The 13,170-nt window shown below is 67.8% G+C and carries 11 protein-coding genes; 5 read left to right on the top strand and 6 right to left on the bottom strand.

Translation table 11 applies throughout. From position 1 onward, the window contains the following. Nucleotides 1-2: 2 nt before the first annotated feature. Nucleotides 3-1,079, bottom strand: coding sequence for an AraC family transcriptional regulator (locus AC1DIQ_RS10920; RefSeq protein WP_478050022.1), 1,077 nt, complete (start codon nucleotides 1,077-1,079; stop codon nucleotides 3-5). 68 nt (nucleotides 1,080-1,147) lie between these two features. Between AC1DIQ_RS10920 and AC1DIQ_RS10925 the strand changes: the two genes are divergently transcribed. Beyond that, on the top strand, nucleotides 1,148-1,891 hold the full coding sequence (locus AC1DIQ_RS10925; RefSeq protein ID WP_478050023.1) for a hypothetical protein: 744 nt from the start codon (nucleotides 1,148-1,150) through the stop codon (nucleotides 1,889-1,891). A 163-nt stretch (nucleotides 1,892-2,054) separates the two neighbouring features. On the opposite strand, the gene AC1DIQ_RS10930 is transcribed toward AC1DIQ_RS10925, so the two are convergent. Both AC1DIQ_RS10930 and AC1DIQ_RS10935 read right to left on the bottom strand, forming a co-directional pair. Continuing rightward, a complete protein-coding gene (locus AC1DIQ_RS10930; RefSeq protein ID WP_461769585.1) occupies nucleotides 2,055-4,850 on the bottom strand; it encodes a PAS domain-containing hybrid sensor histidine kinase/response regulator in 2,796 nt (931 codons plus the stop codon). A 90-nt stretch (nucleotides 4,851-4,940) separates the two neighbouring features. Then, nucleotides 4,941-6,008 (bottom strand): SDR family oxidoreductase, encoded by a 1,068-nt coding sequence (locus AC1DIQ_RS10935; RefSeq protein WP_478050109.1) that lies wholly within the window; start codon nucleotides 6,006-6,008, stop codon nucleotides 4,941-4,943. A gap of 83 nt (nucleotides 6,009-6,091) precedes the next feature. Between AC1DIQ_RS10935 and AC1DIQ_RS10940 the strand changes: the two genes are divergently transcribed. Next, a complete protein-coding gene (locus tag AC1DIQ_RS10940) occupies nucleotides 6,092-6,472 on the top strand; it encodes a winged helix-turn-helix transcriptional regulator (RefSeq protein WP_121040361.1) in 381 nt (126 codons plus the stop codon). Between the two features lie 255 nt (nucleotides 6,473-6,727). On the opposite strand, the gene AC1DIQ_RS10945 is transcribed toward AC1DIQ_RS10940, so the two are convergent. Next, nucleotides 6,728-7,315, bottom strand: coding sequence for a TetR/AcrR family transcriptional regulator (locus tag AC1DIQ_RS10945; protein ID WP_121040359.1), 588 nt, complete (start codon nucleotides 7,313-7,315; stop codon nucleotides 6,728-6,730). 110 nt (nucleotides 7,316-7,425) lie between these two features. Between AC1DIQ_RS10945 and AC1DIQ_RS10950 the strand changes: the two genes are divergently transcribed. Continuing rightward, nucleotides 7,426-8,634, top strand: coding sequence for an MFS transporter (locus AC1DIQ_RS10950; RefSeq protein WP_478050110.1), 1,209 nt, complete (start codon nucleotides 7,426-7,428; stop codon nucleotides 8,632-8,634). Further along, nucleotides 8,634-9,836 (top strand): MFS transporter, encoded by a 1,203-nt coding sequence (locus AC1DIQ_RS10955; protein ID WP_461769584.1) that lies wholly within the window; start codon nucleotides 8,634-8,636, stop codon nucleotides 9,834-9,836. Before AC1DIQ_RS10950 ends, AC1DIQ_RS10955 begins: the two co-directional genes overlap by 1 nt. A gap of 90 nt (nucleotides 9,837-9,926) precedes the next feature. Here AC1DIQ_RS10955 and AC1DIQ_RS10960 read toward each other — a convergent pair whose 3' ends face one another. Continuing rightward, nucleotides 9,927-10,130, bottom strand: a complete 204-nt coding sequence (locus AC1DIQ_RS10960) for a hypothetical protein (RefSeq protein WP_121040354.1) — start codon at nucleotides 10,128-10,130, stop codon at nucleotides 9,927-9,929. Beyond that, nucleotides 10,127-10,270, bottom strand: a complete 144-nt coding sequence (locus AC1DIQ_RS10965) for a hypothetical protein (protein ID WP_179459899.1) — start codon at nucleotides 10,268-10,270, stop codon at nucleotides 10,127-10,129. Before AC1DIQ_RS10965 ends, AC1DIQ_RS10960 begins: the two co-directional genes overlap by 4 nt. Nucleotides 10,271-10,588: 318 nt before the next feature. Here AC1DIQ_RS10965 and AC1DIQ_RS10970 point away from each other — a divergent pair, with 318 nt between their 5' ends. Continuing rightward, entirely contained in the window at nucleotides 10,589-13,153 is a 2,565-nt protein-coding gene (locus tag AC1DIQ_RS10970; protein ID WP_478050024.1) for a methyl-accepting chemotaxis protein, read from the top strand. The last annotated feature ends 17 nt before the right edge of the window (nucleotides 13,154-13,170 follow it).

Consider the following 13,170-nt stretch of genomic DNA (forward strand, 5'->3'; position numbering starts at 1 on the left):
CCCTATCCAATCCCTTTCAAATCAATGTCGTGCAGTGTCTTTCCGGAGTGCGGAAATCGATTCCAGGAGTGTGTGGCGGCCGTGCGGTAGGCCGCCGGAGTAACGCCTTCGCACTTCTTGAACGCGCTGTAGAAGGTCGACATCGACTGGAAGCCCGCTTCCTGCGCCACGATATCCAGCGGCTTGGGAGGCTGCTGTTGCAGGACCGCCTTGGCTTCGATCACCCGCAGCTGGGTCAGGTACTGCTTGAACGAGGTCTGGTTGTTGTCGTTGAGCAGCTGCGACAGCCGGGTCTGGGGCATGCCAAGCCGGCGGGCGAGGCGCGGCAGGGTCAGGGCGGGGTCCAGATGCAACCGCTCGCGCGCCATCAGCTCGGCCAGGGCCTGGAGTTGAACGGCGGCGTCGGACGCGGAAATCCGACGGTCCTGATAGGGCTCGATCGTTGCCCGCCCCGAGCGCAGCCGGAGCCCGACCAGAACGCTTACCGCCAGAACGAAGGTGAAGGACAGCGCGCCGACAATGTACGACGTGTATCCCGCCGTGTAGTACGCGATCCAGATGATCCAGATGCCCCCCAGCGCCCCCAGCAGAAGCGTGGCGGACGGCGAGGACCGAAGCCGTGCACGGTGGCGATACACCTGCACGGTGGTGAGCAGCAGATAGCCCAGCCAGGCATAGTTGATGCCGGGCGTGATGACGTGCCGCCACAGTTCGATGTTGCGGGTGTAGGGCAGCAGGACATTCGCTGCCACGGCGAGCACCAGCAACGCGGCCAGATGCCACCCGCCCGCGCGATCGGTTCCGGCAGCGTCGCGTTGGCTGGAGCGCACCAGAAAGTAGAGGCAGGGGCCGATCAGGAAACAGGCGGTCAGCCCCAGCTGGAGAACGACCAGCGGAATATCCGGCCAGAAGTGGAAGGCGACGGACTTTCCCGTTCGCACACCCACCATCAGGATCAGCAGCGACAGCCAACGCTGGGTGGGCTCGCCCTTGGCGCGCCACCACAATACCGACGCCGCGACGATGCCATTGAAGGCGCCCAGCATCGCGAAGAAGAAGAGAAAGTGTTGGCTGAGCATTGGCGCAGTATTGAGAAAATACGCGGCCCGTCAAGCGGGTCGCTTTTACCCCTGTGTATTCTTTGCAGATGGATGACACTTATTTTCTGGCGCGGCGGCGCCTGCTGTTGGCCGCGCTTGCGGGCGCCGCATTGTTGCCCTCGTGCGCGCGTGGCAATGCGGTCGAGGGGGAGCCGGTCGTGCCCATGCTGGAGCCCGAGCGGGCGGGGATGGCGCCGTATCTGTTCCTGACCGTCAGCAGCGCCACACGCAGCGTGGAGGAACTCGCGCACCTGGTGCAGTCCACGCTGCTGCCGGCGTTGGCACCTGCAGACATCCTGCACGCGTATGGTCCGGTGGCCGGCGCGATACAGCTGTGGATGGCGCTGGAACCTCACATGCTGGATCACTACGGTGTGAGCGTGGATGCCGCGCTGTCCCTGCTGGCGGGCGCCGTGGACGGCACCGTAGGCCCGGTGCCGGGCCGCAACACGCTCGATGCCTGGGCGATCCAGCGCACCCACACCCGGGGGGAGGTGAATCTCAACGAGGTCACGCTGTCGCTGCCAGGCGAGCGCCACGCGCCGTTGTTTGCCTTGGGCAGCTCGCACTACGCGCTGGCGCCCCCGCCGTGGTCGAGCCAGGCCTGTTACTCCTTCATGCTCGCGCCACGACGTCGCGTGGTCGCACCGTTCGAGCAGCACTGCCAGGCACTGCTCGACGCTGCGGCCGACGTCATCCCCGATGATCTGCAGATCCAGATGGGACGACTGGGGGACTTCATGAAGGCCGTGCCTACGCTGTACGTGAGCGTGAAAGATGAAGACTCATGACGCCGGCGACGTGCGTTGGCCGCTCCATGTTTCTGCATGACCTGGTTTACCGCGTCATGGTCGCTGGCCTGTGCCAGGACAGCGGTCGGGGAGAGCACAGGTAAGCAGGCGCCAGCAGGCTGCCTGATCCCTGACGGATCAAGGGCGTGCACTACCCCATCCATCAGCGTACCTCGGCAAGCACCGCGCGCACCCGCAGGGCCAGCTCCTCCAGCGTGAACGGCTTGCCGATCAGGTGGACGCTGGGGTCCAGTACGCCGTCGTGCTCCAGTGCATTGCGGCTGTAGCCGGTGGTGAACAGCACTTTCAGATCCGGGCGCCGCTTCAGGGCCGCATCGGCCAGCTGCCGCCCGTTGACCTCGGGCATCACCACATCGGTGAACAGCAGCGCGATGTCGGGATGGCTGTCGAGCAGGGCAAGCGCGGTGGCGGCACCGTCGGCGGCGAGCACCGGGTAGCCCAGCTCGCTCAACGCATCGATGGAGAACTGGCGGACGCCGGGCTCGTCTTCCACGATCAGCACACGTTCGCGGCCCCCGCTCAGCGGAGCGGTACCGCTGGTTGCCGGCGAAGGCGCGGCGGCGATGTCCGCAATGAGGCGCGGCAGATACAGGGTCACCGTTGTTCCCTGCCCGACGGCAGAGCGGATCTTCACGTGACCGGCCGACTGTTTGACGAAGCCATACACCTGCGACAGTCCCAGTCCCGTGCCTTGCCCCACCTTCTTCGTGGTGAAGAACGGATCGAATGCTTTGGCGATCACCTCCGGCGGCATGCCGCTGCCGTTGTCGGCCACGGTGATCCGGACATACTCGCCGTCGGGAACGTCTTCCGCCGCCGTCCGGTGATCTGCGGTGATCGTGCAGTTGGCGGTCTCCACCATGAGGCGTCCCCCGCCGGGGAGCGCGTCACGTGCATTGACGGCCAGATTGAGGATCACGTTCTCCAGCTGGTTGGCATCGGCGAAGGTGCACCACACCTGCGCGGCCAACACCGTCTCCAAGCGGATGCTGCTGCCCAGCGAATGCACGAGCAGATCCGACATGCCGGCGATCAAGTGGTTCACATCCAATGGCACCGGCTGCAAGGGCTGCTGCCGCGAGAACGCGAGCAATCGCTGGGTGAGCTGGGCCGCCCGGGTGGCGCCGTCGATGGCCATGTCGATGTAGCGCTTGGCGCGCGGATCGCTGTCGCCCATGCGCATCGCCAGCAGATCCAGCGGGCCGATCACCGTGGCGAGCATGTTGTTGAAGTCGTGCGCGATGCCGCCAGTGAGCTGCCCCACTGCCTCCATTTTCTGGCTCTGCCGAAGGGCATCCTCCACGCGGGTGCGCTCAGCCACCTCGTCGAGAACGCGGCTTTCCAGATGTTCGTTCAATTCCTGCAGACGCGCGTCGGCCAGCTTGCGCGCAGTGATCTCGATCGCCACGCCCACCACGCGCACGCAGCGGTCCCCTTCGAAATGACCGCGCCCCTTGGCCGCCACCCAGCGCACGAGACCGTCTTCCTTGCCAACGGTGCGGTACTCCACGTCGTAGAGGGCGCGTTGAGCTGGATCGGCCGCAGCGGCGAAGGCCGTGGTGGTGGCCAGCCGATCCTCGGGGTGGATGCCATCGTAGAAGTCGCGCATCGACACCGCGACCTCGGGCGAGATCCCGAACATCGCCTTGGTCCGTGCCGGCCAGATCAGTGAATCGCGCACCAGATCGACATCCCAGAAGCCCATATCGCCGGCCTCCGTGGCCAAACGCAGGCGTTCTTCGCTCTTGGCGAGCGCTGCTTCGGCTTCCTGCCGGACCGTCAGGTCCAGCATCGCGCCGATCATCCGCAGCGGTTCGCCTATCCCGCCACGCAGCACGGTGCCGCGGTCGAGCACGGCGGCGTAGCTGCCATCGGCGCGGCGGAACCGGTATTCGTTGTTCCAGGTCGTGCCACCGCCTTCGATCACGGCATGGATGTCCGTATCCACGCGCGCGCGGTCATCAGGATGGATATGGTCCAGCCACCACTGCGCACTGGTCTCGCTCAGCGCATGGCCGAACAGGGCCGTCAGCGCTTCGTTCCAGATGACGTGGCCATCGGAGATGCGCCAGTCCCAGATCGCATCATTGGTGGCATGGGCCGCCAGCCGATAGCGCTCCTCCACTTCAACGTGGCGGGCTTCGGCGGCTTTGCGATCGGTGATGTCCAGCGAGGTGCCCACCACGCCCACCACGGTACCGTCGGCATCACGCAACGGCGATTTGGTGGACAGCCAGTAGGCGCGCCGGCCATCGGGAAAGCTCACTTCTTCTTCGAGCTGCTCGGTCTGTCCGCTGGCCATGACCCGTTCGTCGGTAGCCATGACCATGGCGGCCTGGACGGGGTCGCTGAGCAGCTCGGCATCGGTGCGCCCCACGTAGGCCTCGGGCGGCATGCCGATGAGTTCCGTGGTGCCGCGGTTGCCGATCAGGATCCGGCCCTGGCGGTCCTTGGCGTACACCACACCCGGTGCGGCCTCCACGAACGAACGCAGCAGGGTCTGCGCCTGGTCACGCTCCGCCTCCACCCGCCTGCGTTCATCGATGTCGATCAGCACGCCGGGAAACCCGATTGCATGTCCATCGGCGTCCAGGTCGACCCGACCGATGGCCTCGATCCAGCGATAGGCGCCATCGGTGCCACGGGTCCGGTACTGGTGGGCATAGCGACCACCACGACGCACGGCTTCGGCGATCGCCTCCGCCAGACCCGGGCGGTCCTCAGGGTGAACGGCAGACACCACCTGCTCCAGGCGCAGCCCGGTTCGTGCAAGCGCGGGGTCCAGTCCATGCGCCTGGGCGAGGGCATCGTCGACGGTGAGGCTGTCCTGGGCGACATCCCAGAACCAGGTGCCGATGATCGCGCCAGCGGCCAGGGCCAGCTTGACGCGCTCGGCATCTCGTTCGCCGTGGGTACCGGTGGATGGAGAAGAGCTCAAGCGGCACTCGGGGTCAGCGGGGGGCGGCCGCCCTAGCGTATCGCTGCGGGGTATCGCTGTGGAACCCTCCCAGCGCTGTGCGGCAGCGCCTCAGGGAATCAACCGCGCTGCCCGCAACCGTGCGAACAGCTCGAAGAACGCATCGTCACTGGGCTGGTAATCCAGGAACCCCATCCGGCGGCTCTTGGACATGTCCGTCACCACCTCCAGCGGACGCCCGAGATCGGCATCGGTGTGCCAGGGCGAGATCAGCTGGTGGATGTCAGACGCGGCCAGGCCGTGGGTGGCGGCCAGCGACGACCACAGCGCGGCATCATCGGCCATCTGCTCGGCGAGCGGACGGACCTGACCACTGAACGGCACGGCCTCGATATCGAACCACGCGGCGATCCGGCCCCACATCCAGCGCCAGCGGAACACATCCCCGTTGACCACGTTGAAGGCCTGGTTGGCGGCGGCCGGTGTCTGCGTTGCCCACAGCAGGTGCCGCGCGAGCAGCCCGGCATCGGTCATGTCGGTCAGCCCGTCCCACTGCGCGAGGGAGCCGGGGAACTGGAACGGGCGCCCGGTCTGCCGGCACAGCGTTGCGTGCACGGCCAGGGTGGTGCCCATGTTCATGGCATTGCCCACCGCCGCGCCGATCACGGTATGCGGGCGATGCACGCTCCAGTGGAAGCCATCGCGGGCGGCGGCGGCGAACACCTCGTCTTCCTGCGCGTAGTAGAAGTTGTCCACGGGCAGACGCGGTTGTTCCTCACGGAAGGGCGTCTGCGGCAGGTCGCCCTGCGCGTACGCCTCGAACGGCCCGAGGTAGTGTTTCAGGCCCGTGACCAGCGCCACATGCTGCACGCTGCCGGCCGGCTGCAGTGCATCCAGCAGATGGCGCACCATCGCGCCGTTGATCCGGATGTTCTCGGCCTCGTTGGCCTGCCGGGACCACGTGGTGATGAACACATGCGTGGGGGCCAGTGCGGACAGCGCGGCACGCGTGGCCTGCGCATCGCGCAGGTCGGCGCAGACGCCGTGGGCGCCGGCGGGCAGCGAATCGGGCCGGCGGGCCAGGCCGTGGACGTCCCAGCCCTCCTGCAGCAGCCGTTGTATCAGTGCACTGCCCACGATGCCCGTTGCACCGACCACCAACGCTTTCTGCCTCACGATGTCGCCTCTTTCATGGCTTTACAGGCGCACACCTTAGGATATCGAGGTACGCCTCGAAAGAAGGCACCAAACGGTAACCACACATGAAAACGGGTACCCCCGAAGAGCACTGGCGAGAGGATTGCGCCCCCAGGCGGGTGCTGGAGCTGTTCAGCACCAAGTGGACCTCGATGGTGTTGCACACCCTGTCCGTGCGCCATGACGGCACCGCCCGCAGCAACGCGCTGCACCGCAGCCTGCCGGCCGTCTCCAAGAAGATGCTGATCCAGACGCTGCGTGACATGGAGCATGCCGGGATCGTGCTGCGCACCGAGTACCCCACCGTGCCGCCCTCGGTGGACTACACGCTGACTCCGCTGGGACGGCAACTGGTGGAACCGATCGAACTGATCTACGACTGGGCGCGCCGCAACGCAGGCGCCCTGGACGCGCTGCAGCCGCGCGCGACGTCGCGTCGGCGCTGAGCGGGACGTGCCAGCCGGATCGGGCAGCGTACGGCTTCCCTCCAGCGGATCGATGCGGTGACCCTCAGGTTCTGGCTCCTGCACGTGCTGGGTTGGTCGCTGTTCGCGCTGATCGCCTTCCTTGCGCGACCGAGTGAAGCGCCGGTGCCGGCGCGCCTTTGAAGAACGCGTCGGCCTCGCGGTCACAGGGAGCGATATATGACCTGCGGTCAGGGACCGGATCCAATGGCGGCCTGACCGGATGAGCGGTCAGTGCTACGCGGTGGCACGCAACCCACGCAGCAGCAGGTCCAGCGCAGCCACGCTCTGTGCGAGGCGGGTATCGCCATCGTCGCCATCGGCGATCCAGAACGCCGCCTCGGCGAGGCTGCCGTACACCAGGGAGGCGAGGGCCTGTGGATGGGCCGCGGCGACCAAGCCCTGCTCGATCAGATGTTCGAGCAGGCGCTGCATGGAATCGATGCAGTGGCGCTGCGATTCCGGCGAGGCGCCGCCGAGCACCGCCCGCGCATCGCGCAGGACGATGCGCTGGATGGTCGGCTCCAGTGCCATCTCCAGATACCCCATGCAGCGAAGACGAAAGCCCGCCCAGGGATCCTCGGCGGCGTCGGAGATCGCCTTGAGGCGGTCGTCCATCTCGGCGTCGATCTGATCGACGACAGCCGCGAGCAGGCCCTGCTTGTCACCGAAGTGGTGATACAGCGCGCCACGGGTGAGCCCGGCCTGCGCGGTGAGGTCGTCCATCGAGGTCCCGGCGTAGCCACGCTCGCTGAAGACCACGCGGGCCGTCGCCAGCAGCGTGGCGCGGGTCTGCTCCATCTCGGCGCGGGTGCGACGGACCATCGATATCTCCTTGGTGGTGGGGCGGATCTCTGTTTACATCCGGAGCGTATGTATATAGGATTTTAAACATACGTTGTGTATGTAAAGGTGGAAAGCCAGTGAAACGCGCTGTGACCGGTCCCTATCGAGAGTTGTTCGCTGCGCCCGGTACCACCGGGTTTGCCCTGGCGGGGCTGCTGGCGCGGCTGCCGTTGCCGATGACCGGCATCGGCATCATCACGCTGCTGGCCCAGGTGCGCGGCAGCTATGCACTGGCCGGCGCGGTGGCCGCGACGTTCGTGCTGACGTATGCGTTGCTGTCGCCGCAGGTATCCCGTCTGGTGGACCGGCATGGACAGCGCCGTGTCGTGCCGATGGCCACCGGCGTCAGCGTAATCGGCCTGCTGATGCTGCTGGCGGCCTCATGGTGGGAAGCGCCGGCGGCCGTGCTGTTCCTCGGGGCACTGCTGGCCGGGGCGATGCCCAGCATGTCGGCCATGGTGCGCGCGCGCTGGACCGCGATCTATCGCGGGCAGCCGCGCCTGCAGACCGCGTACGCGCTGGAAACCGTGTTCGATGAGGTCACCTTCATCGTCGGGCCGCCGTTATCGATCGGCCTGGCGGTCTCGCTGTTTCCGCAGGCGGGTGTCCTCGCCGCTACTGTGCTGCTGCCGATCGGCGCGCTTGCGTTGATCGCGCAGCGCAGGACCGAGCCCCCGATCGAGGCAGTGGTACCCAACGCCGCGCCTGCTGCGTCCGTCATCCGTCTGCCGGGCGTGCGGTGGCTGGCCGTGCTGATGGTCGCGATGGGCGTGATCGTGGGCACCGTCGATATCGTCAGCGTCGCCTTCGCCGCGCACGTGGGGCAGCCCGCCGCCGCCAGCGTCGTGCTGTGTGCGTATGCCGCCGGCTCCTGCCTGTCCGGGGTGCTGTTCGGTGCGCTCAAGCTGCAGACGCCACTGCGCCGCCTGTTGCTGCTGGGCGGGATCGCGACCGCATTGACCACCTTGCCGCTGCTGCTGGTGGGAAGCATCGCCGCACTCGCCGTCACGGTCTTCGCGGCGGGTGTGTTCTTCGCCCCGACGATGATCGTGGCGATGTCGTTGATTGAGCAACAGGTCCCGCCGGGCCAGCTCACCGAGGGCATGACCTGGCTGCTGGCGGCGCTGAACGTGGGCGTGGCGCTGGGCGCGGCGATCGGCGGCTACGGGGTGGATGCACACGGGCCGCGCGCCGGGTACCTGGTTGCCTTGTGTGCGGGAGGAGCGGTGCTGCTGGCGGCGGCGTTCGCGCACTGCGTGTTGCGTTCGCGTGAGCCACGCAACCCGGGGATCTGCTGATGCAGGCGCAATCCACACCGCGCCACCCGTGGTGGGCGGTCACCGCGGTCAGTCTGGCCACCCTCTCGGTCGTCACCACGGAGATGCTGCCGGTCGGCCTGCTGACCCCGATCGCCGAAGCGCTGGACACCAGCACCGGCGCTGCGGGGCTGATGATCTCGCTGCCCGCACTGCTGGCAGCGCTGTTCGCACCGCTGGTGGTGATCAGCGCCGGCAGCGTGGATCGACGCTCGCTGCTGTGCGGGCTGCTGGGCCTGCTGGTAATCGCGAATCTGGGTGCGGCCTTCGCCCCCACGTTGGGCTGGATGCTGGCGGCCCGCGTGCTGGTCGGGCTGTGCATGGGCGGCATCTGGGCCATTGCCGGCGGGCTGGCGGTGCGGCTGGTGGCAACGCGATCGGTCGGCCTGGCCACATCGCTCATCTTTGGCGGCGTGGCGGCTGCTTCCGTGCTGGGCGTTCCGCTTGGCGCGCTGATCGGGGAGCTGCTTGGATGGCGTTGGGCGTTCGGCAGCATGGCGCTGCTGGGGGCCGCCGTCCTTGCCCTGCACTTGGCCGTGATGCCCGGGCTGCCGCCGTCCGGCACGACCAGCGTGCGCCAGTTCGCTCAGCAACTGGGCAACCGCGGGCTGCAGCTTGGGTTGCTGCTGACCTTCCTGCTGGTCGCCGGGCACTTCATCGCCTTTACCTTCGTTCGGCCGCTGCTGATGTCGGTCTCGGGATTCGACGCGCGCTGGGTGGGGCTGTTGTTGTTCGGCTACGGCGCCGCGGGCATGGCCGGCAACTTCCTTGCCGGCATCGCGGCAGCACGACGTACCAGGCTGACGGTGTCGCTGATCGCGGCGGGTCTGGTGCTGGCGCCCTCGCTGTTCCTGACCATCGGGGAGTCGCGCCTGGGCGGTGCCATGGCGCTGCTGGCGTGGGGGCTGGCCTACGGCGGGGTATCGGTGGGCTTGATGACGTGGATGATGAAGGCCGTGCCCAGGGCGATGGAAATCGCCTCCGCACTCTATGTCGGTGCTTTCAATGTCGGGATCGCATCCGGGGCGTGGGTGGGCGGCCAAGCACTGGATCGGCTCGGTCTGACCGCCAATCTCTGGCTCACCGGTGGCTTCGCGGTCGCAGCAGGGGTGGTATGCCTTGCTGGCCGCCGGATGGAATGGACGGAGCGGGAGCCCGACAGGCTCAAGCGGGCAAGGCGATAGTGCTGCTGTCATACAAGACCGGCGTTGCGCCAGTTTTCCCTCCCGTGGCTTGCTCAGCGCACGTCAACGCACTGTGCATGGTTCAGCGCGCTACAGCGTGCTGGAGTCCACCACGTGGCGACCGGCCTGGGTCAAATCGATGTCGCCGTCTTCCGCCTGGGCCGCGTAGCCGGCCTTGACGGCCCAGTTGGCGGCTTCATCGCTGACCGGACGCGTGGCGTTGATGTCGCGCAGGATCTGCCGCTGTTCGTCGGTCAGGTGCGTTGCCGCGCTCGTACCGGTTCCGCCGCTCATGGCGCGCGGGCCTCGACGCTGACCACGCCCTGGGCCAGCCGCGCCCGCTTGGCGCGCCGATGGTTCACCCACCACACCAGCCCCGGCAGGCCGTACAGCAGTGCACCGGCGAGCAGAAAGATCTTGAAGGCGGCATTCATGGCGGTCTCTCTCCGTGCGGTATGGCGTCATGCATCGTGGTCGACCGGATGTGCGGTAACGCACCCCGGGTCCTGCAGCGGCCCCCGGCCGCGATCCCAGTCCTAGTTCAGCGCAGTCGCCGTGAAGGTGCTGTCCCGTCCTTCACTGTCGCACGTTCACGCGCCATGTGAGCACGGGGGCCCTGATCGTCATCCCTTCGTCGTCTGGCGCCGGTACAACGGGATCCATTGGCGAAGCTCTGGCCGCTCGCTGAGATCGGCCCTCAAGTTCAGCGTGATCCCGCCGATACCGGTGCGTCCTTCCGCCTGGAGTACGTGATGTCGGTCGTCCCCCGCCGCCTGTCCTTGTTCGTCGCCCGTCTGGGCGATCGGTTCGGCTTCCGTCTCGCTCAGCCGCCCCGGCTGGCCGCGCTCGGTCGCCTCAGCGTGGCACAGAAACTCAGGGCCAGCCTGCTGATCTGCGGCCTGGGCCTGTTGGCGGTCGCCGTGGTCTACGGCTGGACGGGCCATGATACCGAGCGTGCAGCCCAAACCTTCGCCGCGCACCAGCAGGAGGCCGCACTGGCGGCCACGCTGGCGACCGAGATCGCCGATGCGCGGCGCCTGCAGACCCGCTATGCCAGCACGTTCGATGGCAGCGATCGCGAGGCGTTGCAGGCCGCGCAGCAGCGCCTGCAGGCGACCCTGGCCGAGCTGCAGCGCGATCCCCACGACGCCGGTAGCGCCGGGGCACTACGCGAGCTGGCCGCGCGCGCGGGTGATTTCGCCGAGGGCATCACCGCATTGAATGCCCGGGTGGATGAGATGGGGCGTGGCGATGCCGGCCTGCGTGCGCAGCTGGAGGCGGCGGCTGCCACGCTGGAGGCCAGTGTCGAGGCCGGCGCGCGCCCGGTGTTGATCGCCCAGCTGCAGAAGATGCGGCGCGAGGAAAGCCTGCTGCTGCTCACCGGTGACGCGGCGCACACCGATCGTGCCAGCGAACAGAAGTTGCCGTTCGATCTGTCCCTGGCAGAGGCGCGCCTGGATGCAGAGACGCAGGAAGCACTGCGAACGCAGATGGAGGCATATCAAGGGGCGCTGCTGGCCTACACGGCCGCCCGCATCGGGCTGGATGTGGAAGCGCAGTCACTGGCCGAGAGCGCCGCGCAGATCGGCCCCGGGCTGCAGGCGCTGCAACAGGCGCAGGCGCAGGCATTGGCGGCGGCGCGCGAGCGACAGGCCGCGCGGGCCAGCACCATGGGCATCGTGTTCGCGCTGACCCTGCTGCTGGTGGCGGCCGTGCTGATCGCCACGCTGCTGCTGGTGCTGCGGGCGGTCCGCCAGCCGATCACCGATACGCTCCGCTTCGCCGAGGACATTGCCGAAGATCGACTGGACACCGTCCTGCCGCTCCATAACCCGCACGATGAAATCGGCCAGCTCGCCGCGCGCCTGCGCCACATGCAGCAACGGCTGCGCGAGCGGATCGAGGCCGAGCGCGCGGTGGCACGCGACAACACCCGCGCCCGCCAGGCATTGGACAGTGCGCAGACCGGCGTGATGGTGCTCGACGGTGAAGGGCGGATCGGCTTCCTCAACCACGCGCTGCTCACCGAACTGCAGCTCACGCACGCGGACTGGAGCGGCCAACCCGCGGCCGCCCTGCATCCGGCCTTCGCCAGTCTGTTGCCGATGCTGCAGCGCGGCCAGCGTGCCAGCCGGGAGATCGAGCACGCCGGCATCCGCTATCAGCTGGTGATCACCCCGATCGTGGAGCACGACCAGCTGCTGGGCGCGGCGGTGGAGTGGCGCAGCCGCGCGCTGGAAACCACTGTGGAGAACGAGGTGGCCGCGCTGGTCGATGCGGCCGCGCGGGGCGAACTGCATGGACGGATCGCGGTCGAGGACAAACAGGGCTTCGTAAAGACGCTCGCGCTCAGCATCAACCACCTGCTCGATACCTTCCAGAGCAACCTATCCGGAGTGCAGGGGCTGCTCTCGGCGTTGTCGCAAGGCGATCTGCGCGTACGCATGCAGGGCGACTTCCACGGTGTGTTCGCGCGCCTGCGTGACGACGCCAACGCCACGGTGATGCAGCTGACCGACATCGTCGCGCGCATCCAGCAGGCGTCGCTGGCGATCAACCATGCCGCCGGCGAAATTGTCGCCGGCAACCACGATCTCTCCGACCGCACCGAGCGCCAGGCGGCGCATCTGGAAGAAACCGCCTCCTCGATGGAGGAACTGGCGGCCACGGTGCGGCAGAATGCGGACTCGGCGCAGCAGGCCAACCAGCTGGCGATCCGCGCGGCCGAGGTCGCGGCGCGGGGTGGAGAATCGGTGGCGCAGGTGGTGACCACCATGGCCGACATCGCGCTGTCGTCGCACCGGATCGGGGAGATCACCGGCGTCATCGACGGGATCGCGTTCCAGACCAACATCCTGGCGCTCAACGCCGCCGTCGAAGCCGCGCGCGCAGGCGAGCAGGGCCGCAGCTTCGCGGTAGTGGCCAGCGAAGTGCGCCTGCTGGCACAACGCAGTGCCGACGCCGCGCGCCAGATCAAGCAGCTGATCGAAGCCTCGGTCGAGCGCGTTGATGCGGGCACCCGGCAGGTCGACAGCGCGGGTGCGACGATGGGCGAGATCGTCGGCAGTGTGCAGCGGGTCACCGCCATCATGGCGAGCATCTCCGCGGCCTCGCAGCAGCAGACGGCGGGCATCGAGCAGGTGAGCCAGACGTTGCTGCAGATGGATGGCAGCACCCAGCAGAATGCGGCGCTGGTGGAGGAAGCGTCAGCCTCGGCGCGCGCACTGGATCGCCAGGCCTCGCTGCTGGGCGAGGCGGTGGATGCCTTCGTCGTCACTCCGCCGCCGTCGGCGCCGCGCGTGCGGGCCATGGCCTGACAGGCGCGTCAACGCCG

Source organism: Stenotrophomonas sp. 05L413, assembly GCF_056397945.1.

What these genes read in the sequence shown, in the direction of transcription:
- AC1DIQ_RS10920 (WP_478050022.1), bottom strand. Translation starts at nt 1,079, where the DNA reads ATGCTCAGCCAACACTTTCTCTTCTTCTTCGCGATGCTGGGCGCCTTC.
- AC1DIQ_RS10925 (WP_478050023.1), top strand. Translation starts at nt 1,148, where the DNA reads ATGGATGACACTTATTTTCTGGCGCGGCGGCGCCTGCTGTTGGCCGCG.
- AC1DIQ_RS10940 (WP_121040361.1), top strand. Translation starts at nt 6,092, where the DNA reads ATGAAAACGGGTACCCCCGAAGAGCACTGGCGAGAGGATTGCGCCCCC.
- AC1DIQ_RS10945 (WP_121040359.1), bottom strand. Translation starts at nt 7,315, where the DNA reads ATGGTCCGTCGCACCCGCGCCGAGATGGAGCAGACCCGCGCCACGCTG.
- AC1DIQ_RS10955 (WP_461769584.1), top strand. Translation starts at nt 8,634, where the DNA reads ATGCAGGCGCAATCCACACCGCGCCACCCGTGGTGGGCGGTCACCGCG.
- AC1DIQ_RS10960 (WP_121040354.1), bottom strand. Translation starts at nt 10,130, where the DNA reads ATGAGCGGCGGAACCGGTACGAGCGCGGCAACGCACCTGACCGACGAA.
- AC1DIQ_RS10965 (WP_179459899.1), bottom strand. Translation starts at nt 10,270, where the DNA reads ATGAATGCCGCCTTCAAGATCTTTCTGCTCGCCGGTGCACTGCTGTAC.
- AC1DIQ_RS10970 (WP_478050024.1), top strand. Translation starts at nt 10,589, where the DNA reads ATGTCGGTCGTCCCCCGCCGCCTGTCCTTGTTCGTCGCCCGTCTGGGC.